Origin of the sequence: Bifidobacterium biavatii DSM 23969 (assembly GCF_000741165.1) — a bacterium.
GTDB lineage: Bacteria > Actinomycetota > Actinomycetes > Actinomycetales > Bifidobacteriaceae > Bifidobacterium > Bifidobacterium biavatii.
The window spans coordinates 26,275-45,841 of sequence record NZ_JGYN01000040.1 but is presented as its reverse complement, the minus strand read 5'-3'; the positions used below and the strand labels follow the sequence as shown (position 1 = coordinate 45,841).

General features: G+C 61.2%; 20 protein-coding genes. 18 read left to right on the top strand and 2 right to left on the bottom strand.

Annotation, left to right across the window (positions count from 1 at the left end):
- Positions 1–325 precede the first annotated feature (325 nt).
- The 9 genes from BBIA_RS12225 (at position 326) to BBIA_RS12185 (ending at position 5,898) form a co-directional block, all read left to right on the top strand.
- Positions 326–1,201, top strand: coding sequence for a B-box zinc finger protein (locus BBIA_RS12225; protein ID WP_193786510.1), 876 nt, complete (start codon positions 326–328; stop codon positions 1,199–1,201).
- Positions 1,192–1,836 carry a class II glutamine amidotransferase gene (locus BBIA_RS12220; protein WP_051924056.1) on the top strand — a complete coding sequence of 215 codons (645 nt, stop codon included), beginning with the start codon at positions 1,192–1,194 and terminating at the stop codon, positions 1,834–1,836. The genes BBIA_RS12225 and BBIA_RS12220 overlap by 10 nt, the downstream gene beginning before the upstream one ends.
- Before the next feature lie 699 nt (positions 1,837–2,535).
- Positions 2,536–2,829: a hypothetical protein gene (locus BBIA_RS12215; RefSeq protein WP_033496004.1), complete on the top strand. Its 294-nt coding sequence runs from the start codon at positions 2,536–2,538 to the stop codon at positions 2,827–2,829.
- 36 nt (positions 2,830–2,865) lie between these two features.
- The gene (locus BBIA_RS12210) at positions 2,866–3,171 is read left to right on the top strand and encodes a hypothetical protein (protein ID WP_033496006.1); all 306 of its coding nucleotides are present in this window, start codon (positions 2,866–2,868) and stop codon (positions 3,169–3,171) included.
- A gap of 15 nt (positions 3,172–3,186) precedes the next feature.
- The gene (locus BBIA_RS12205; RefSeq protein WP_033496007.1) at positions 3,187–3,450 is read left to right on the top strand and encodes a hypothetical protein; all 264 of its coding nucleotides are present in this window, start codon (positions 3,187–3,189) and stop codon (positions 3,448–3,450) included.
- A 48-nt stretch (positions 3,451–3,498) separates the two neighbouring features.
- Positions 3,499–3,705 carry a hypothetical protein gene (locus tag BBIA_RS12200; RefSeq protein WP_033496009.1) on the top strand — a complete coding sequence of 69 codons (207 nt, stop codon included), beginning with the start codon at positions 3,499–3,501 and terminating at the stop codon, positions 3,703–3,705.
- 433 nt (positions 3,706–4,138) lie between these two features.
- On the top strand, positions 4,139–4,744 hold the full coding sequence (locus BBIA_RS12195) for a hypothetical protein (protein WP_033496010.1): 606 nt from the start codon (positions 4,139–4,141) through the stop codon (positions 4,742–4,744).
- Positions 4,745–4,828: 84 nt separating this feature from the next.
- The gene (locus BBIA_RS12190; RefSeq protein WP_033496012.1) at positions 4,829–5,008 is read left to right on the top strand and encodes a hypothetical protein; all 180 of its coding nucleotides are present in this window, start codon (positions 4,829–4,831) and stop codon (positions 5,006–5,008) included.
- A 377-nt stretch (positions 5,009–5,385) separates the two neighbouring features.
- On the top strand, positions 5,386–5,898 hold the full coding sequence (locus BBIA_RS12185; RefSeq protein WP_051924053.1) for a hypothetical protein: 513 nt from the start codon (positions 5,386–5,388) through the stop codon (positions 5,896–5,898).
- 79 nt (positions 5,899–5,977) lie between these two features.
- Here BBIA_RS12185 and BBIA_RS12180 read toward each other — a convergent pair whose 3' ends face one another.
- Together BBIA_RS12180 and BBIA_RS12175 are read right to left on the bottom strand one after the other, a co-directional pair.
- The gene (locus tag BBIA_RS12180; protein ID WP_033496014.1) at positions 5,978–6,286 is read right to left on the bottom strand and encodes a helix-turn-helix domain-containing protein; all 309 of its coding nucleotides are present in this window, start codon (positions 6,284–6,286) and stop codon (positions 5,978–5,980) included.
- Positions 6,287–6,304: 18 nt separating this feature from the next.
- A complete protein-coding gene (locus BBIA_RS12175; protein WP_033496016.1) occupies positions 6,305–6,835 on the bottom strand; it encodes a hypothetical protein in 531 nt (176 codons plus the stop codon).
- 428 nt (positions 6,836–7,263) lie between these two features.
- Between BBIA_RS12175 and BBIA_RS12170 the strand changes: the two genes are divergently transcribed.
- From BBIA_RS12170 to BBIA_RS12130, 9 genes are read left to right on the top strand one after another with little or no spacing between them, the layout of a single operon-like run.
- A complete protein-coding gene (locus BBIA_RS12170) occupies positions 7,264–7,659 on the top strand; it encodes a plasmid mobilization relaxosome protein MobC (protein WP_033496018.1) in 396 nt (131 codons plus the stop codon).
- Positions 7,641–9,107: a relaxase/mobilization nuclease domain-containing protein gene (locus BBIA_RS12165; RefSeq protein WP_033496020.1), complete on the top strand. Its 1,467-nt coding sequence runs from the start codon at positions 7,641–7,643 to the stop codon at positions 9,105–9,107. The genes BBIA_RS12170 and BBIA_RS12165 overlap by 19 nt, the downstream gene beginning before the upstream one ends.
- 45 nt (positions 9,108–9,152) lie before the next feature.
- Positions 9,153–10,427 (top strand): PcfB family protein, encoded by a 1,275-nt coding sequence (locus BBIA_RS12160; RefSeq protein ID WP_033496022.1) that lies wholly within the window; start codon positions 9,153–9,155, stop codon positions 10,425–10,427.
- 3 nt (positions 10,428–10,430) lie between these two features.
- Positions 10,431–14,573: a hypothetical protein gene (locus BBIA_RS13565; RefSeq protein ID WP_051924052.1), complete on the top strand. Its 4,143-nt coding sequence runs from the start codon at positions 10,431–10,433 to the stop codon at positions 14,571–14,573.
- Positions 14,573–14,809: a thioredoxin domain-containing protein gene (locus BBIA_RS12150; RefSeq protein WP_033496024.1), complete on the top strand. Its 237-nt coding sequence runs from the start codon at positions 14,573–14,575 to the stop codon at positions 14,807–14,809. The genes BBIA_RS13565 and BBIA_RS12150 overlap by 1 nt, the downstream gene beginning before the upstream one ends.
- On the top strand, positions 14,806–15,117 hold the full coding sequence (locus BBIA_RS12145; RefSeq protein WP_152600646.1) for a hypothetical protein: 312 nt from the start codon (positions 14,806–14,808) through the stop codon (positions 15,115–15,117). Before BBIA_RS12150 ends, BBIA_RS12145 begins: the two co-directional genes overlap by 4 nt.
- Positions 15,114–15,554 (top strand): hypothetical protein, encoded by a 441-nt coding sequence (locus BBIA_RS12140; RefSeq protein ID WP_033496029.1) that lies wholly within the window; start codon positions 15,114–15,116, stop codon positions 15,552–15,554. The genes BBIA_RS12145 and BBIA_RS12140 overlap by 4 nt, the downstream gene beginning before the upstream one ends.
- Positions 15,551–17,749: a type IA DNA topoisomerase gene (locus BBIA_RS12135; protein WP_033496031.1), complete on the top strand. Its 2,199-nt coding sequence runs from the start codon at positions 15,551–15,553 to the stop codon at positions 17,747–17,749. Before BBIA_RS12140 ends, BBIA_RS12135 begins: the two co-directional genes overlap by 4 nt.
- The gene (locus BBIA_RS12130; protein ID WP_051924051.1) at positions 17,746–19,536 is read left to right on the top strand and encodes a VirD4-like conjugal transfer protein, CD1115 family; all 1,791 of its coding nucleotides are present in this window, start codon (positions 17,746–17,748) and stop codon (positions 19,534–19,536) included. Before BBIA_RS12135 ends, BBIA_RS12130 begins: the two co-directional genes overlap by 4 nt.
- Positions 19,537–19,567: the final 31 nt, after the last annotated feature.

Sequence of the window (19,567 nt, the reverse complement as noted above, 5' to 3'; positions counted from 1 at the left end):
GCCGGGCGGGCATGGGCCCGCGCGCCGTCGCCCCACGCGGGCGCTTGCGCCACGCCGGGTTTCCGCGCGCCTGCCGCGCCTCGTCCGGAGGAAACAACGACATAGGAGCGTGACAGCAATGACCGGAACACCAGAAAACCACGAAACCGAAAAACCGAACGCAGGCAGGTGCATCATCTGCGACCACCGGTTCGAGGGCGAAGCATGCCGCCATACGTGCTCGCAATGCCATTACGACATGTGCGACCGATGCAGTTTCACCTGCATGTGCGGGCGCGTCGTATGCGCGGACTGCGTCGAAACGTGCCGCGAATGCGGGCGCGACATGTGCCCCAACTGCACATGGCAGTGCCAGCAGTGCGACAACGTCCTGTGCGAGGACGACGTCCGGTACTGCGAACATTGCGACAACGTGTTCTGCACCGACTGCCTGAAAACATGCGACGACTGCGAATACCGGTACTGCGACGAATGCCTTGGCAACCACGGATGCGACACATGCGAACCCGACTACAAGAACCCCTACGAAGGCAACCCCCGAGTGCGCGAACCGTTCACATTCGGACTCGAGATCGAGATTGACGGGCCACACGACCGGAACATGATCAAGCAACACCCTCTCATTGCGGGCTGGTGTTCAGACGGAAGCCTCCACTTGGACGGCTCCATGGAATACCAGACCGAACCCATGACCATGCGTCAGCTCCCCCAGATCGTCCGTCTTGTCGCCGCCATCCGCCCTGACTCGCGCAACGACAACGCGGGAGGCCACATGCACGTCAGCCGCACCAGCCGACAGTGCGCAAGCCGCTGGTTCTGGGCGCTCGACGCGCTCACCAGCCAACAGGCCGTCGCACTCAACATGCGGCACACGACCAACGACCGATGGTGCCGACTCGAACACGGACACTACACCGGCAAGGACACCGCGATCAACGACACCCACTACCGGACGATCGAGTTCCGCACGTTCGGCCCATGGTGGCGTGAAACCGCCGACAAGCTCAAGCCCGCCGTCACCTACATGCACACCATGTGGCGGTTCTTCCAGCACTACCCGCTCGGCACGCTCCAAGTCGAAACCATCCAAACCATGAGCCGCGCGACCGCACGAACCGCCATCGACACCGACAATCCAGTCAGAACGGCGCGACTCGCCCGCATGACCGAACTCGGAATGGAGGCACCGGCATGTGCGTGATCATCACCGCCCAGGCCGGAGCCATGCCGACCATCAGCCAGCTTGCCGAAATGAGTGACACCAACCCCGACGGCGCGGGCATCGCATGGCACGACGGCACGCGGCTCCACCGCTACCGCCAGACCGACAACCGACTCGTGCTTGCCTACATCCTCACCCACTGGCGGGAACTCGAGGAACACCCGTTCCTCGCGCACTTCCGACTCGCCACCCACGGCGCCGTCATCCAAGAGAACACGCACCCGTTCGCCTACCGTCTGCCCGACGGCAACCACGGGTACATCGCGCACAACGGCGTCGCCACCCGTTTCACCCGCGGAAGGTATGCAAACGACAGCAGGAACGCAGTGCTCGCATGGCAGGACGGAAAAACCGACCTGAGCGACGGGAACCAAGGCCAGTTCGCCACCATTGACGCGACCGGCCGCATCACATGGCTCACCGGCCAGCACCAGCGCATCCGAGGCGGCATCGGCATGATCGACGTGAGCAACACACACTGGGAAACCAGCGGCCTTCTCGATCTCGACTCATGGTGGGACGACGGCTACGAGCAGGGATGGAGCGACGCGTGCGCCGAACACGGCATCACGCCCGACACACCACACAACACCTACCCGCCGCTCGGATACTGACCATCCCGCGTCGGCCCGCCCCAAGCGGGCCGACGGCCTCCGGCGGTCAGGGGAGCCCCAGCTCCCCTGAACCCCACGGGCGGCCCAAACCCCCGCCTCCACCCGACGACCGCCATCGCTATCGCGACGACGGCGACTAGAAAACGGAATCCGCATCCCATGCCGCGTCGACACACCACGCACGCCAAAGCCACTAACGTGGCCAATGATGGCGTGCATGGCGCATCGCCGCGCCGGATGCGGATACCATTCCCTCGTATTGCGCGCGTCGCGTTGCGACGCGCATCATATTTCCGGTCCTTGTCGTCGGAGCGAAGAATACCCGCGTGGAAGAACCTGTCAACACCGCCGCGCGACGCCGTCTACAACGGCGGCGCGTCGCCTTATGACCGAACCTTCCCCTCACGGGAAAGCAATCCCTCCGATGACAAGAAAAAGTCGGAGCGCCCGAGGCGCACCGCAGGAAACGGAGCGGCTTCGCCGCCATTCCACGCATTTTCTTTTGCCCGGTCGGCCTTCGGCCTTGGATCATACCGGCGTCGGACGGCCCGTCAACACCGCCGCGCAACGCCGTCTACGCCGGCGGCGCGTCGTCTTATGACCGCCCGTCCTTTGGCCGGTAACGCTTCGCTTGTCCAACCGGACAGAAGAAAAAATCCATTCAACCCACACCCATCATCCACCGTCGGGAGGCATGCCATGACCACCATCACCAGCTTGCGATTCAAGCTCGCCAACAGCGAAGCCGACGTGTTCGCACGCGACGACGCCGGCCACACCAGCAATGGGGAAACCGCCCCGTTCTACACGGCGCGACGCGTCACCCGTCACAGGCGCACCGTGATCGTCTGCGAGGGCATCAACACGGACGGCGCGCCCACCGACGAAAGGTTCACACTCGACGAACGAACGTTCGCCGCATGGACGAACGCCGACCGGCGAGCCGACTACCGGTTTGCACTCACCGCACTCACGCGACAGGCAATGCGATAAACAGTCCGACACGGACACGAGAAAGGAAACCACGCCATGAGTTCAACCATCTGCCTTGACTTGGAATCATATGACAACGCGGTTCGCCACGGAGCATGGGAGGAAACCGGCGTCATGCGCACATGGCTGTACCCCGAGAATACGGAGGAGTTCGCCGCCATGCTCGAAGACAGCGACGCGGTCGAACATGACGGTTCCGGCACGGACTCGGACACCTACACGGGTACGGAAGGCACTTACCGGCACATGCTCGAACGGCTTCCCGAACCGTTGAAAGCGATCTTTCCCAAGCCGCCGACCGGATGGGAAGACACGCAACCCACCATCACGATTCTTTGGTAAACGAAAGGAACAACAATGAGCAACACAACCATTCCCACGACGTTCCGTGAACTCAAGGAGGGCGACTGGTTGAACCACGGGTTCGAGCGCTACAGCATCGGTCATCATGCGAACGAAGATACGGTAACGCTGATCTGCGAGACCATTGGCCCATACGGCATGATCGAACAGGAAACCCGCATCCGTCCCATCCACCGCGACCGGTTCGGCGAATACGTGCGTTGGGGAGACGAAATCCCCGAAGACGACAAGCTGTCCGCACGATGGTTCCGCCACTGACACCAGTCACACCACCCATAACCCGCACTACACGAGGAGAAACAGACCATGAAGACCTTCACCATCGATTACGAGGAAACCTACAGCGGCACATTCGAAGTCACGCTTGACGACGACGCGACCGAACAGGACGCGATCGACGAACTATACGCCAATCCCGAATACTATCGACTCGGCGACGAAGTCGAATGCACCGACAGCAAAGCCATCGTCACCGACATCACCACGACAGGACGGGACGAGAAGGCCGACTAGCCCCGAACATGGCACGGCGCATGCCCTGCCATGCAACCGGACTCCCGCGTTTTGCTCAGCCGCGAAGAAGCGGCATCGAAAACGCGGGCGGGGAGCACCGATCGTTCTCCCCGCAACCCCTCTCGTTTTTTAGAGAAAGGAATAGGCACGCGCTCGTATTGCGCGCGCCACAGGAAACGGAGCGGCTTCGCCGCCGCCAATGGGTTTTCTTTTTGCCCGGGCGGCCTTTGGCCTTGGATCATACCGGCGTCGCGGAACCCGTCAACACCGCCGCGCAACGCCATCTACGACGGCGGCGCGTCGTCTTATGACGGAACCCGCTTTGGCCGGTAACGCTTCGCTTGCCCACTCGGGCAAAAAAGAAAAATCCAGGGACATGTTCACCAACCACACGGGTTTTTCTTTCACCGTTCAGACCAACAGGAGGGTCATTATGAACACCACTACTACCACCATCATGTCGATGGACACCATCGCCGAAGCGTACCGTACCGACCGTCTCGAGCTCGGTCCGACGAACGCTACCCGCCAGTGGGCGCGAGAGACGCTCGGCGCATGGCTCGACCAACTCACGGGCCGTCCGACCAAAGGCAACGGTTGGAAGCCGATGCTTGCCACGCTTATGCGCGAGTCGCTCCCCGTGCGTGACGCGATGATCTACAGCGTGCTTAGCCCGCTCACCTCGCGCGACACGATTATCCGTCTCGCCAGCGAAGCCCACACGCCAGACATGAAGCGGCTGTCGACAAGCATCCTTGACCATGCGTTGCGCGACCCGAAAACCGAGACGGATCATGCGCTTGTCAGCGCCGCCGTGTCCCAGTTGCGTGACATCGCCGCCACCGCGGACAGCGATCAGGATGCCAAGTACAAGGCGAACGTCCTCGCCACCATTGCCTACCTCGAATGGGTCGACGGACGACAGCACGATGCGATGCTCGACGCGCAAGACGCGGCCGACCATGACAAGGACAACACCCTCGCAGGCGTCGTCGGAGCACTGGTGGTCCGCGACGTTCACCCGGCTTACCTCGACTAGCAGAGGTGGGGCGCGTCGTCCACGCCGGACGTCGCGCCTTGTCCCATCCGCTCAATCATTCAATCCATCGTCAGGAGAGACACGATGAAAGACAACATCATCACCATGCTGTTCACCGTCATGCTGGTGCTCGGCGCGATCAACATGCACACGGCCGACACTATGCCCGCGGTCGCGTTCTGGAGCATCGCGTTCGCGTTGAGCGCGACCGTGCTGGTCATGCACGCGGTCACGCACCTCGACAACCATCAGCCGGAACAATAACGGCATCCCGGCCCCACTTTGGTGGGGCCGGAGCCTCCGGCGGCGCAGGGAAGACGCTTACGGCGCTCTCCCCTGCGAACCCCACTCGCCGCCCCCGAACGGGGGCAAACCCACACGCGTCACAAGGACCATCGATCATCATGCGCACACTCGCAGTCAGAACACCGATGCCGATCTCGCCTCCCGCATGGAACGAGCAACGTTGGCAACTCATCAACCAAGCATTCGACCAAGCGCTCGAAACGGCACGCCAACTCGACAGAACTCTCGCTGAACTGTCCAAACGCCACGACTGACACGACACGCCCAACAACGTAGACGGGCACCCCGGGCGCGACCATAAACGCAGGAGAAACCACCAAGAAAGGACGACGACCATGATCTTCCTCGGCATAGAAGCTATTTTCATCTGCGTCATGCTGATCATCGCCGCAGTGCTGGGATTGCTGTTGCTGTTGTGCATGTTCATCGCGCATCCGTTGAAAACGCTCGCGCTCATCGTCAGTCGTATCGCCGCGGTCGCGTGCATGCTCGCCATCATCCTAGCTCTGCTTTTGTGGTTCGGATACGATCACAGCAAGCCCGACTGGTTTTCCGGTTTCTGGGGTTCGGTTGGCGTAGCCGTCGCAACATTCTTCATTGGCGGAGCATGCGAAGTGTTTCGAACCTCGCCCACGCGCGCCGAACGACGTGAAATGGAACAGCAGCAAGCCGCCCAACGAGCATACGAAGAACAGCGTATCCAGGAACGAATCGCATGGGAACGCGAACAACAACGACAGCAGACCACACCGATAACCATTTCCGGGGTGCGTATCGTCGACGAACAGGGCAGAGTGAGATCCTATCGCGTGCAGCCCAAGCAGATCGACAATCACGTCGAACAATAGAACAGAACTTCCAGAAAACCTATTGTGACGGGAGGTTCCGCACGCTTCTAATGCGTGCGGAACCTCCCGTTTTTCGTCTTCATTCATCTTCGTCAACGTCGCCGAAATGGCTAGTCGTCTCGAAAGGATCATCCGACAGAAGCAAGAGCACATACGGACGCCACGGAAGTCTCATACACTCGAGCACCGCCTTCGCCTCGGTTAAACGCAGCGGCCGCTTGCCAAGCTCGACACGCGACAGCGTGACCTTAGTCCACCGGTAACCCTCGTCGGCCATCGCCGTCGCAACCTCGGACAATGACAGTCCCTGTCGCTCGCGTAACTGGCGCAGGCGCCGTCCGACCCACAGTGCGTCATGCTCGTCCAATCCGCTCAGGTTCGACCCCATGATCCATCACCCGACCAGTCAGTACGTCTTATCGAAACGATAACCGCTCGAATTTTGCGTGGTCGACCCGGAAGCCGAGTCAAACACGTATCCAGACTTGCCGTCATCGGCAGCGTCGACCGCAGGCGCGTCCTTCGCCTCCAAATCATCGGCAGGTTCATCCGATCGGCCGGCATCATCCGTCGAACCAACGTCCGACGCAGGCTCCTGTGTCTCATTGCCCGTGCCCGATGTCTCGGAAGCATTTTGATCGGATTCATCATCGGCAGAGTCGTCGAGTTGTCCGAGCACGTCGTCACCGAACACCATGCGCTTCTCGGCGTTGGTCAGTGACAGAACCTCACTGATTTCACTCACGCTCAGACGAGATTCCTTCATATATTCGCGCACAACCTTCTGCGCTTCGGCCGCTCCACCGCGCATCTCAGATACCGCACTGACCAGCTGGTTGTACAACTTCTTCTCTCGGGCCAGTCGTTCGTTGATCTTCCGGTTCGCGTCACGGACCATCTTCTTCTTCCATTCAGCTCCCATCGCGATGGACGCCATGATCGTCTCCCTTCAAAAAAGGCACGGTATTTTCCCGATCACGCACGGAACCCCCGTGCGATCGCGTGAGGATGAACCTCACAAAACCAGAGGATAAACAGGACGGGAGCGAGAAGCGTGCGTGATCAGAAAATTCACTTGGACGACATTGATCAAGGAGCACAGAAATATGCGGGACCGACGACGGTTCCCGATGCAAAGACACTAGTCAACCGTGTTTCCGGAACACTTGGTTTTTCGGAATCGCTCCCCGATTCCGAGGTTTTTCACCGCCAGGAATCTGGCGGAGCAAGCATAGCAAGTGTATATACACTCGCCGCTCGCCGCCTTCGGCGGACTTCGAGCGGGAGACCCGCACCCCATAGTCGGCAAAGCCTCCGACGCATCGAGGATGCGCACGCTCTCGTCGATCCGGAAAGGTCCGGACGATGAGTTGGAAAAGAAACAGGCAGCATGACGTCGCCAAGCTGTTCACGTTCACGAGCGATCAGTGGAACGCGCTCGAATCGACGTTCCGCTCGATCCGCGACCGCGGCGGCGTGCAAACCATGAGCGCGTTCGTCCGCGAAATCCTGATGAACGGATACGTCATCACCGTGAACGTGCCAGCGGACGCGCGGGAGACCATGAAACAGATCCGAGCCATCGGCCGGAATATCAACCAGGTCGCGTTCATCGCGAACGCGAGCCGCAGCGTCGACGAACACGACATCCGCATGATCCTCGACGAACAGAAACGAATCGAAACGATCGTCAAGGCATTCCAGTCGCAGATCACGATCGACGCGCGGACGGTGGCTGGGGAATGGCTGTCGTCAAAGTGATCCAGGTCAAAGCAAATCTCGCAAACGCCGTCGCCTACATCAGCAACGGGGCGAAAACCGAAGGCGGCACTCTCGTCACGACAAACTATGAAATCCACACCGACGATCCGCAGGAACTCGCCGCGTCCATGCACCAGAGCATCGACGAAAGCATCGGCGGACACGTCAAAGGCGGCGTGCTCGCACACCACGTCATCCAATCATTCGACCCGACGGACCACATCACGCCGGAGGAAGCGCATCGTCTCGGCGAGGAATTCGCCGAAGAAATTTCCGACGGCAACCACAAGTACGTGATCGCCACGCACGTCGACCGGCATCACATCCACAACCACATCCTGCTGTGCTCGGTCAACGATGAAACAAAAAGAAAGATGCGCGTGCAAAAAAACACGCTCCACCAATGGCGAGAGATCAGCGACCGCCTGTGCGAGGCACACAAGCTCAGCGTGATCCAATCAACTCCCGTCCGACGATACGGCAAGAGCATGGCCGAACTATACACGGGAGCGCGAGGCGAAGGCCGCAAGGACGAAATCCGCACGCTCATCGACGCGACAGCGACCCGCAGCAAGAACTTCGACGAATTCAAACAACTCCTCACCTCAAGCGGCGTCAACGTGACCGTGCGCGGCAAGCACCTGACCTACCAAGACCAGCAAACCGGATTCAAAATCAGGGACACGAAACTCGGCCTCGCCTACAACGAGGAAAACGTCATGGCCAAGATCAGCCGACGGGCACTCCACCGGATCACGTTCAACGAGAAGCAGATCGCGAAACGCACCGACGAAACCGTGAGCGTGTGGCTGCCCGGCACGAAACACCAGGAAAAAATCACGATCCCCCTCGACCGTATCGTGCGCGACGGAAAAACCCTGCACGCATGGCTCGGCGAAGACACGGAACAAGTCGTCACCGACCGACGAGGCAACTACGTGCGTCGTCTGCTGCCCGACCAGATCTACGACCATTTCAGCCCGCCCGACATGGATCTGACCGACATCGTCACCGAGAAACTCCCGATCACGGCCGGCATCAGCGACGCGCAACGACGGTACTACGCCGTCCAGGCCGTCAAGCTCGACCGTCTGCGCGACAGCGCGCGCGAACTCTCTGCCGCCCAACGGTGGATACGAGGATGGGAAACCGACCTCGACAAGGGCATCAGCCAGCTCACGGACCTGATCACCACGGAGCGTGCCGCTTTCCGCGCCGACGTTGCCGCCATCGCGGACGAAACCGAACGGGACGACCAAGAAGACCGCGCGACGGCAGCGAAGGACTGGAACGACGACGCGGAACTCGCCCACCTTGGCAAACGCGAACACCGGATCAACGAAATGCAAACCGATCTCAAGGCGCTCAAACGACTACGGGAACGCATGCTCGCCCAACAAGAGGAACGTTCCCGGGCACGCTCCAAGACCCGCGGCATCCGCCGATAGGCGAGCCGTATCAACAACCAACCAGTCAGAAGAAAGGAATACCGAATGGGCATCGAAGAACAAGTCGAGCAAACCGCGCAGCAGGCACTGCAGAGGGCGGGCGAGGCGACGGTAAAGGGAGGCGCGCGCCTCACCGTCAAAGTCAGCGTCGGAATCGTGAAAACGCTGCTGCGCATCGCAGGCTGGCCTCTCAAGACAACGAAGGAAACCATCAAGGAGAAAAGCAATACGGGGCGCATGAGCGTCAAAAAGCTACAGGCGAAAAACGGCGGAGACCTGCACGACATCCAACTCGATCCCGACAGCGTCAGGGAAGTCACCCGTCAGCTCAAAAAGAACGGCATCGACTACAGCATCACCAAGGAGGGAGACCAGTACAACCTCACCTTCGCAGGCAAGGACGCGGATCACATCAACCACATCGTCAAAACATGCCTGGACCGTCTCGGACTGACCATGACGGACGACCAGCCATCGCTCGACGACACCCGGCCCGAACAGGAACAGGCAAAAACCGAACCGAACCAAGAGGAAGCCACTCCGACCGCCGAACAGCCGGCGGTGCAAGCCGCCGCCGAACCCGAGCAACCCGTCACCGAGGAAATCCCGGCCATCGACCCGGAGCAAATCATCGAGCCAATCGGCCAGCCCGATGACGCAACACCGAATCCGCCATCCACGGATACTCCCATGCCGGCGGAGGACGTGTGGGCAAACACCGAACCGATGCCCGACCGAGACTGGCTGTCCACGGAAGCCATCCCCGTTCCGGAACAGACATTCGAACCGCCGACCATCGCGATCCCGACATCCGAACTGAAATTGCAGACGCTCGGCTACGGCGTGTTCCGAGACCCGTTCGCCAGCGAAACCCAGGAACACGCGATCATCGTGCCGGGAAACGACAACGGAATATCCCCCATGGTCAGCGTGCCGGCCGAATGGTCAAACGAACGACAGGAAGCGGAACTCACCAAGGCCGTCGAAACGATCGAACACGCCCGCACCGAACAGCACGAGCACACCGTCGACCATGACGAAACCATCCAGCAGAATCCGGACCGGAACGCGACGAAGAACCCCGCATCGGACGAGACGACGCGCAACACCCTGTCCGAGGGAGCGGCCACGGAAACCGATCCGCTCGAAGCGCCAACCGATCCCATGGAACAAACCACGCCGGCCAAGCCCAAGCAAGGCAAGCCTCGCAAGAAAGGCATGGACGACTTCAAGAACCTGCTCGACAAAAAAACGAAGGAGATCCTCGCGAAGGCCAACGGCGTCGCGGAACCGGTCAAGGACATCAAGAAGAGCCGGTAAGCGATGAACGACAACGACATCCAACGGCTCGCGATACTGCAGGACAGGATCAATGCCGCAGACCAGAACGGCCCCGACCGTCCTGCGATCGCATGGCTGACCGCAGGAAACCGTTTATGGACCGTGAGCGTGGCGCATGATATGGGCGTCGACAGGTTCGGCACCGTCCGCCGGCCTGGCGACGTGATCCTCGACGCGTACCAGTACCAAGCGAACGCAAACCCGTTCCTCGACCACGAATCATCCATGGTTATCGCAAACGAAGACCGATCGCCGGCCGGCCTGCTCGCAGTCGCGCGCCGTTCGATCCTCTCGACGAACCCCGATCTTGTCATCGACGGCATGCACACCATCCGCCAGCCCGGGCAGGCCCGGCTTGATATCGCGCACGACGAACGTCTTGACATGGGATGGCATGAAGCGACGCAACATGCGGCCGAACGACTCGCGCTCATGGATCCCGCCGGCACGCGCACGATGCTCCTGCAAGACCAGATCGGTACGACGGCGACAACCGCATGGTTCCTCGAAAGCAATGGCATAGACCTGCACCTGGTCGACTGGACGCGCGACCAGCAGGGACGCTACACGGGATTTGATTTCACGCACCTGCAATACCAGTCCGATCCCACGCATCCGACCATCAGCGTCATCGCGCACAACGAACACGTCACGAGCATCCAGCCAACCAGCATGGACGACGACGCTCTCATGCGGGAAAGCCGACGGATCGTCGGCCAATACCAGAAACAACGCGCGCGGGACGGCGGAGTCACCGAGTTTGGAATCCCTGACATTACCTACCAGCAGACGGGAATCGTCCATCCGGGAGAACGCCCGCGCATAACCGTCGCCGGCACCGGTCTGCCGGCACGCGAGTGGCACGACACGGTTCGGCAAACCGCGATCGGACTGCTCGACCCCCAGCCGGAGTCAACCATCAACCAACCACAGGAGAACACCATCATGGCATACACGTCTCAAGGAGACAGCCTGTACACTGACGTGATCCTCACGCAACCGCAACTGCGCGACCGGATCACCCACGCCGCGGACGACGTGCTCGAACACTACTCGCAGAACAACACGACTCGCATCGCGGAAGCGGCCCGCGGCATTGTTGGCGAGGCATTGCGCCAACAGCCGGACGGCCAAACGCCCGCGGACATCGCGTACGCGAACCAGCGAGTCGAGCAAGCCATCCGATCGTTCGCGGAAAGCCGCCGGATCGCACACAACCGCGAGGAGGCAAATCCGCCTCGACGCGAGGCGAAGCACACCGACTACGGTCAGGGACTCTTCTACCTGCAGGTGATGCGCAATTCAGATTCCCGTCGACAATTCAACGCGATCGCGGACCGTTGGGCAGCCCGAGGCATGGTCGACAGTGAGGAACTCCGACAGGACCTGCACGAGCTCGTCGTCAGCGCCGCAGACCGGGAAAAGGAACAAGCGCGCACTGCCGGCCAAACGGTCCCCGACTATCAGGAATACGACGACTACGCGTACGCGACGCAACTCTGCGCGGAACGAGCCGTCACACGAGAACAGGTCCTCGAACGAACCAAAACAATGAGTCCTGCCGAACGTCTGGAAACCATGTTGGCCGAACTCGCAGACGAAGGCAGCATCGAAGAAGCGAACAGATTGGAGGATCTCTGGGAGCTCAGCCACGACGATCCAATCAGAAACCATCCAGATCTGTATCAGGACATCGAAAAAGGTGCCGCCAACATCGTCCAACAGTTCGCGGACGAGCAACCCGAACAGTTCCCGACCGACGCGATCAGCACCGTGTCTCATCGTCTTCTGAACGACATTCTCAACGGGCAGTCATTCGCCACCGTCGGGCAAAAGCCCACCATCAACGAATCCCGCGACCACAGCCAGAGCAAAGAAGAACACACCATGAACGAAACAAAAGAAACACCATACGCGAAGAACGGCGACGACCTGTTCCGCGACTACATCAGCAACGACTACGAGATCTACCAGAAGGTCGAAAACCTCACCAGCAAATGGGTCGACTACGGCATGCCCGAAAACGGCAAGCTCGAACAGCAGGCCCGGCTCATCGTCGACAGCGCGATGCAGAAGGCCCGAATGGACGATTGGGACGGCAACGGCCCCGCCTACACGAGCGAGGACATCGCGTACGCCGTGCAGCGCACCGTGGAAACCGTCCGCGAAGGTGCCGCGTTCATGCAGGAGGCGCAGTCTAGGAATCCGCAGCAGAACACCCCGGAATCGACGGCGGACACGCCGGACCAGTCGAAAGACAAGACCCCCAGTTGGCCGAAGGTGAACGTGCCGAACAAGCTCGTCCATATCAAGGACTTCACGTCGAAGCTCGGCAAGCCGTTCCAAAAACTGGTCGTGAACATCCCATCAGGCACCAAGGTCAACGGAGTGCCGCTCGACGGATACAACGTCGACGTGTTTCCCCGCAAGGGCAACATCGAATCTAAAGTCAACGGACGCGATGTGACCGTGTATTTCAAACCGGGCGACCAGGTGCGACTGTGGCGGGGCAAGGGCGAGGAGAGGGAAACGCTCACCATCGAGAATCCGTGGGATCTCGTCAGAGGCATCAAGCAAGCGCGCGTCGAATTCCGCCAGCAGCTCGACGAAAAGCGGAATCAGTCCCGTATCGTCCCGCATGAGACCGGACCTTTGGAGAACGCGGCACCCGCGCACGACCGCAACGCGATGACGCCGGGTGCGCAGGAACTTGCCTTGTGTGCCAGCAACGACAGCAGGATCTATCCGCAGCTCGAGAAGGCGGCGGCACGGTTCGCCGCATATCGCGTCAACGGCCAGTACGAGCCCGACAAGGCCGTCAAAGCACTGGGATGGATCATCGATCAGGAGGCCATCAGCTATGAGCGGCAGTTCGGCGACAAGAACGCGACGCGCATCGGCGACGTGAAAAAATTCACGCACGAGGACCGAGTCCAGGCCGCGACGCTCGTGCTCGCCTCGCTCACCGAGCTGATCAACAATAACATCAACCGTCTCGCACAGCAGCACACCCAGCCGACACCGGACCGTACGCCGGTCACGCGCCTCGACCACGCGGCACCGCAACCTCAACCCGACATGACGCCGGGTGCGCGGGAGCTCGCGCTCTTTTTGGAGAACGACGCCCAATTCATGCAACCGGTCGAAGCGCAGGCGCAGAAGTTCGCCGCCTATGCGGCTCAGGGGCGCTATCAGCCCGATAAGGCGCTGGCGCGTATCCAGAACATCGTCGACCGGGCCGCCGTCCAGTACGAACGCCAGTTCGGAGCCACACCAAGCGCAGCCTCGGTCAGCCAGGTCAACGCGTTCAGTCAAGCGGACCGTGCGGCCGCAGCCAGTCTTGTGCTCGAGAACCAGCTTGACGCGATGAACGAACGGCTTCAGGAACTCATCGGACAGGATCAAACGCGAGACAGCCAAACGCAGGAGGCTCCCCAGCAAGAGACGCCGCAACAGGAACAGTCCGCGCAGACGCGCGAGGAGCCCACACAGACGATCCGACCGGAATACGATGCGGACGTCATGGAACTCGTTCAAGAATGGGGACGCAGCGGAGACGACGTAATGAAGTCCACCGACTCATATCGGATCGCAAACCGGATCTTGGAATCCAACGGCATTGACCCCGTTCAACGGGAGGATCTCGAGCACCGCGTCCAGTCAACGGTAGAACCGGTTCTGAACCGGCTTACCGGCGACCTGCCGGCCGGCAGCAGCACGTTCGCTCGCATGGTCGCAGACGATATGCGCCACCGTGACTATCCGCAGCCGGAGCAGCAAACGCCGCAGTTCGCACCCGACCCGTGGATCGGCCACGATGAGCCGACACAGGCAACGCCGGCACAGCCGGCTCAGGACTCCGCCCGTCAGACTCCGCCAGTAGCCCAGCCGGCAACCGTGCAGGCGTCTCCGCGTCAGGAAACCACGATCCAAGCCGGGCGCAACGCGCAGGACACCGTTCGGCAGACGTCCGAGCCAATCGAACCGTCCGGCGGAAAGAAAAGCGTGAAGGACTTCATGGGCGCGCTGACCGACAAGGCGCAGTCGCTCATGCAGCAGTCACGCCAAACGCCGGATGCGCCCGTCCAGGAGCAGAAGCAGGACATGAACCGGGGAGCCCACTGATGTTCGCGACGATCATCCTCGGCAAGGACCCGCAATCCGACGCGACCCTGCAGGACCTGTCCAAAGACGGTCGGAAGCCCCGCGTCGTCCCCGCGCACAGCGATGAGGCCGGCCGGCTGCTCGCCGCCCACGGGCTGACCGCGGTGCCCGCCGTGATCACCGACCACGGTGTGTGGATCGGATACCGTCCCGACCTGATCCAGGGACTATTGGACGACGCGAGAGGACGAGCATGAGCGAAGGGTTAACCGCCATGCTCGCCGGCGTCCTCGTCAAGGACCCGCAGACGCCCACAGCCGGCACCGTCGGCCGCGGGCGTCTGCTCGTGCGCACCATCAGCCCCATGGGCGAGACCGGCGAAACCGTGACGGTCATCGTCACGGCCAAACGCGAACTCGACTACCTCAGATACATGCAGCCACGCCAAGGCGACCGGGTGATCGCGGCGGGAATAATCCCCGACGAGGCAACGGACGAGCCGACCATCGAAGCGAACATGCTCGCGTTCGGCAGCAGTCTCGACATGAACGGGGACGCGTCGTGAACGGGCGGACAATCACGGTCATGGCCTGGGAGCCGGAAATGGTCGCCGGACTCCTGTGGGGAGCCGATACGACGGTCCTGCCACCCATCAGCCCGGACTCGCCGCAGGGACGCCTCGTCCGGCTCATGTGCGGTCGGGACGAGGCGGTCATCATCATCGAACGAGGATTCCAGACCATCACTCCCCTACCCGGCATGCTCCCGCCCGTCGCGTCCAGCGGACGCGTTATCGCCCAACCGCAGGCGTCCGGAGGAGGAACGGACGACGGGGACGATAAGCCGGCGGACGACGACCATACGCCGATCAGCCAAGTCAAGTCGGAGGATCGGCATCGCATCTCACGCCGCCAAGTCCTCGCGGACATCCAGCGTCTCGCCGCTGATTACCGCAGGAAATCAACCATGCAACAGCAAACAGGAAGGAACATCAGCGCATGAAACTCGTCATCGCGGAAAAACACAGCGTCGCCCAGGCCATTGCCAAGGCACTCGACCCGCATTCGACAGGCAAGGACGGATACATCCAAGCCGGGGACGCGATCGTCAGCTGGGCGCAGGGCCATCTCGTAGACCTCGCCACCCCGGACCAATACGAGGACGAACCCTGGCACGAGGCGAAATGGAGGTGGGAGGATCTGCCCATCAGCCCCATGACGTTCAAATGGCAGGTGTCCCAAGACAAGGGTGCCGGCACGCGTTACCGTCAGCTCGTCACGCTCATCAACCGCAACGACGTCGACACGCTCGTCAACGCATGCGACCCCGACCGGGAAGGCGAGGCGATCTTCCGCCGAATCATAGGGCACGCGCACGTCACGAAACCCGCATTGCGCCTATGGGTCGCCAGTCTGGAAGAGGATGCAATACAAGATGCGTGGGCACGCATGAAACCAGAATCGGAGTATGACGGTCTCGCCGCCGCGGCGGACTGCCGCGCGAAGGCCGACTGGCTGGTCGGGATGAACGCCACCAGAGTCCACACGCTCCTCTACCGGCGGCGTCTGACCATGGGACGAGTGCAGACGCCGACGCTCTCCATGATCGTCGAACGCGACAGGGCGATCAGCGGCCACAAACCCGAAAAATACTGGACCGTGCGCGCCCTCATGGACGGGTGGACGCTTGTCAGCGGCCACTACGACAACCCCGATCAGGCCGAAACCGTGGCTGGAAAAGCCAAAACCGGCGCGTTCACCGTCACGAAGGCGGAAAGAAAAACCGTCAACGACCGTCCACCGCACCTGTACGATCTGACCGGCTTGCAGAAGGACATGAGCCGGTTGCACGGCATGACCGCAGCGGCAACGCTCTCGGCCCTGCAGCATTTGTACGAGATGAAGCTGGCGACCTATCCGCGCACCGACAGCCAGTACATCACCCACGACGACCTCGACACGCTCCGCCGGCTCACCGAGGGAGACCGGCTCGTCGACGGATTCGTCGACCCGACAGTGCTGTCCGCCAAGCCGCGGCCGGAACTGACCGTCAACGACCAAAAAGTCGCCGGTCACACCGCGATCCTGCCCACCATGAGCCTTGACCGGTCGAAGCTCGACGAACTATCGCAGGACGAGCGACTGGTCGTCACTCGCATCGTGCGCCGCATGTGGGAAGCCATCGGCGACGACCACAAGCATCTGAAAACCACCGTCAAGGCCACGCTCGACGGCACGAGTGAGGAATTCACCGCAGGCACCGACGTGACGATCGAACCAGGCTGGAAGGGCATCGAACCCAAAAACCGGAAAACCGACAAACCGGAAGACCAGAAAACCGACAAACCGGAAGACCAGAAAACCGACGAGGAGGAGCCGGCCGGCACGATCCCCGACACACTCGCGCAGGGCGACCGGCTGCACGCCATCGACGCGCGGGTGAAGGAAGGCGAAACGAAACCGCCCGCACCGTTCACGGAGGCGACCCTGCTCGCGGCCATGGAGCATGCAAGCCGCTACGTGGACGACAAGGATCTCAAGGCCGCGCTCGACGACGACGTGTCGCACTCCGGCGGCATCGGCACGCCCGCCACGCGAGCGGACATCATCGAAAAGCTCGTGTCCTCGAAGTACGTGGAGCGCCGCGGCAAGCAGCTGCGTTCCACCGATGAGGGCCGGCTCCTCGTGCATGTGGCCGCACCCGAGCTCACCAATGTGGCCACCACCGCCGAATGGGAGCGGATGCTCTCGGACATGGAGCACGGGGACACCGACGCGGACATCTTCATGGGCATGATCCGCGGCATGATCGCAGATCTGCCCGCCCAGGCCAAGACGCGCTTCGACCCCCAGTGCAAGAACGACGGCACCGCTGCGGGCCGTGAATCGTTCGGCCCCTGTCCGCGCTGCGGGAAGCCCGTCGTCAAAACCGGGCATCTGTGGCAGTGTTCCACCAACCGGCACCGCAAGACCGAGGACGGCAAGTGGGAGCTCGCGTCCGGCTGCGGGTACACGATCCACGACACGATTTCCGGCAAGAAACTCACCGACCAGCTCATTCGTAAAATCCTCGCCGGCGGGAGCCCCAAGGTCACCGGGTTCGTGAGCAGGCGCACCGGCCGGGGCTTCGAGGCCAAGCTCGCCGCGGACAAGGAACGAGGTATCCGCATGATCTTCGATCAGGGAGGCAAGCGATGAATAACAACAGGATCAACCCGTTCGCGGTCGTGATCACCATGCTCGCAGGAGGGTGGGCCGCGAACCTGCTGTCCATGCAGGCGCGCATCGAACTCGCGGCCAAAACACCCATCGACCAGCTCGTGATGAAGACGATCCTCGTGCTCAACAATCCGTTCAGAATCAGCCTGGAGAAAACCGACCTGCTCGTCGCATTGGGCGGCATGACCGCGGTCGGACTCGCGTGGATGGTCAAATGGACGAACAGGAAGAACTACCGTATGGGCGAGGAGTACGGCACCGCCAGATGGGGCGACCAAGCTGATATGGCGCCGTTCACCGATTCGGATGTGCAGCAGAATCTGCAGATGACCGCGACCGAGGGTCTGAGCCTCGACGCGAAGGCCACCCATCGGAACATCAACGTGCTCGTGTCCGGCTCATCAGGTTCCGGCAAGACCCGCAGCTACGTGATGCCGAACATTCTGCGCGTGAATATGAGCATGGCCATCACCGATCCAAAGGGCGAAATCTACCGGACCACCAAGGAAAAGCTCGAGGAATCCGGATACAAGGTCAGAAAGCTCGACCTCGTGGACCTCAAGAAGTCCAGCCGGTTCAACCCCATGCACTACATCAACAAGGACAGTCCGGAGGCGTCGATTATGACGCTCACGGAAAACCTCATCGCGAACACTGACAATCCCGACAAGAAGGGCGGCGGAGGGGACGAATTCTGGACCAAGGCGGAACGCGCCCTCTACAATGCGCTCATCAGCTGGGTCTACTTCACGCACCTCGACGAGCCGGACAAGGCGTCCCTGAACGAGGTCGTCGACATGATCGGCAAGATGGAGGCGTCGGAGCAGAACGAGAACATGATGAGTGAAATCGACGCGACCATGGCCGCAGCCCGCGACATCGTCAACGAGGTCACGAAGAACAAGGACGAGTGGAGCGACGACGTGCAGGTCATGTGCCGCGGACTGTCGTTCGCATGCGGCCAGTACCGCGTGTTCACCCAAGGTGCCGGCGAGACCAAGAAATCGATCATCATCAGCGCCGGCGTGCGCCTCGCGCCCATGCAGATGATCGACATCCGAGACATCCTCGCCACCGACACCATCCAGCTCGACCACGCCGGAAAGGAGCGGACGGCGATCTTCCTGATCATGTCGGACACGTCGACCACGTTCAACTTTTTGGCCGCGATCTTCTACCAAGCCCTGTTCGAGGCGAACATCTACGAGGCCGACCACCAGGACACGGGAGAACTGCCCGTCCCCTTGCACTTCTACATGGACGAGTTCGCGAACATCGGACAGATCCCCGGTTTCGTGCAAAAGCTCGCGACCATCCGAAGCCGCAAGATCAGCTGTTCGATCATCATCCAGAACCTCGCGCAGCTCAAAAGCCGGTACAAGGACGATTGGGAAACCATCGTAGGCAACTGCGATTCGTTCCTGTTCTTGGGTGGCAAGGAGCAGACCACCACCGAATTCGTGTCGAAAACATTGGGCAAGGCGACCATCGACATGAAGGAGATATCACAAAACAAGGGTGCCAGCGGCAGTATGACGATCAGTAACCGAAGCCTGGGCCGTGAGCTTATGCTCCCCGACGAGCTCGCCCAAATGCCCGACGACCACTGCGTCTACCTGCTGCGCGGATGTCGACCGTTCTACAGTCGCAAGACCGTGCCCGGCAAGCCCACGCCCAAGCCGAAAAGCCGCCTGAAGCACTCCAAGGACTGGATGCCGCTGCGACCGATCAAGACCGATCACGCGAAGAACGGGCAAGACGACTGACCACCAATGGCAAGGCCCCGCATATCATGCG

What these genes read in the sequence shown, in the direction of transcription:
- BBIA_RS12145 (WP_152600646.1), top strand. Translation starts at nt 14,806, where the DNA reads ATGAGCGAAGGGTTAACCGCCATGCTCGCCGGCGTCCTCGTCAAGGAC.
- BBIA_RS12210 (WP_033496006.1), top strand. Translation starts at nt 2,866, where the DNA reads ATGAGTTCAACCATCTGCCTTGACTTGGAATCATATGACAACGCGGTT.
- BBIA_RS12215 (WP_033496004.1), top strand. Translation starts at nt 2,536, where the DNA reads ATGACCACCATCACCAGCTTGCGATTCAAGCTCGCCAACAGCGAAGCC.
- BBIA_RS12225 (WP_193786510.1), top strand. Translation starts at nt 326, where the DNA reads ATGTGCCCCAACTGCACATGGCAGTGCCAGCAGTGCGACAACGTCCTG.
- BBIA_RS12190 (WP_033496012.1), top strand. Translation starts at nt 4,829, where the DNA reads ATGAAAGACAACATCATCACCATGCTGTTCACCGTCATGCTGGTGCTC.
- BBIA_RS12150 (WP_033496024.1), top strand. Translation starts at nt 14,573, where the DNA reads ATGTTCGCGACGATCATCCTCGGCAAGGACCCGCAATCCGACGCGACC.
- BBIA_RS12160 (WP_033496022.1), top strand. Translation starts at nt 9,153, where the DNA reads ATGGGCATCGAAGAACAAGTCGAGCAAACCGCGCAGCAGGCACTGCAG.
- BBIA_RS12220 (WP_051924056.1), top strand. Translation starts at nt 1,192, where the DNA reads ATGTGCGTGATCATCACCGCCCAGGCCGGAGCCATGCCGACCATCAGC.
- BBIA_RS12170 (WP_033496018.1), top strand. Translation starts at nt 7,264, where the DNA reads ATGAGTTGGAAAAGAAACAGGCAGCATGACGTCGCCAAGCTGTTCACG.
- BBIA_RS12200 (WP_033496009.1), top strand. Translation starts at nt 3,499, where the DNA reads ATGAAGACCTTCACCATCGATTACGAGGAAACCTACAGCGGCACATTC.
- BBIA_RS12180 (WP_033496014.1), bottom strand. Translation starts at nt 6,286, where the DNA reads ATGGGGTCGAACCTGAGCGGATTGGACGAGCATGACGCACTGTGGGTC.
- BBIA_RS12135 (WP_033496031.1), top strand. Translation starts at nt 15,551, where the DNA reads ATGAAACTCGTCATCGCGGAAAAACACAGCGTCGCCCAGGCCATTGCC.
- BBIA_RS12195 (WP_033496010.1), top strand. Translation starts at nt 4,139, where the DNA reads ATGAACACCACTACTACCACCATCATGTCGATGGACACCATCGCCGAA.
- BBIA_RS12185 (WP_051924053.1), top strand. Translation starts at nt 5,386, where the DNA reads ATGATCTTCCTCGGCATAGAAGCTATTTTCATCTGCGTCATGCTGATC.
- BBIA_RS12165 (WP_033496020.1), top strand. Translation starts at nt 7,641, where the DNA reads ATGGCTGTCGTCAAAGTGATCCAGGTCAAAGCAAATCTCGCAAACGCC.
- BBIA_RS12130 (WP_051924051.1), top strand. Translation starts at nt 17,746, where the DNA reads ATGAATAACAACAGGATCAACCCGTTCGCGGTCGTGATCACCATGCTC.
- BBIA_RS12175 (WP_033496016.1), bottom strand. Translation starts at nt 6,835, where the DNA reads ATGGCGTCCATCGCGATGGGAGCTGAATGGAAGAAGAAGATGGTCCGT.
- BBIA_RS13565 (WP_051924052.1), top strand. Translation starts at nt 10,431, where the DNA reads ATGAACGACAACGACATCCAACGGCTCGCGATACTGCAGGACAGGATC.
- BBIA_RS12205 (WP_033496007.1), top strand. Translation starts at nt 3,187, where the DNA reads ATGAGCAACACAACCATTCCCACGACGTTCCGTGAACTCAAGGAGGGC.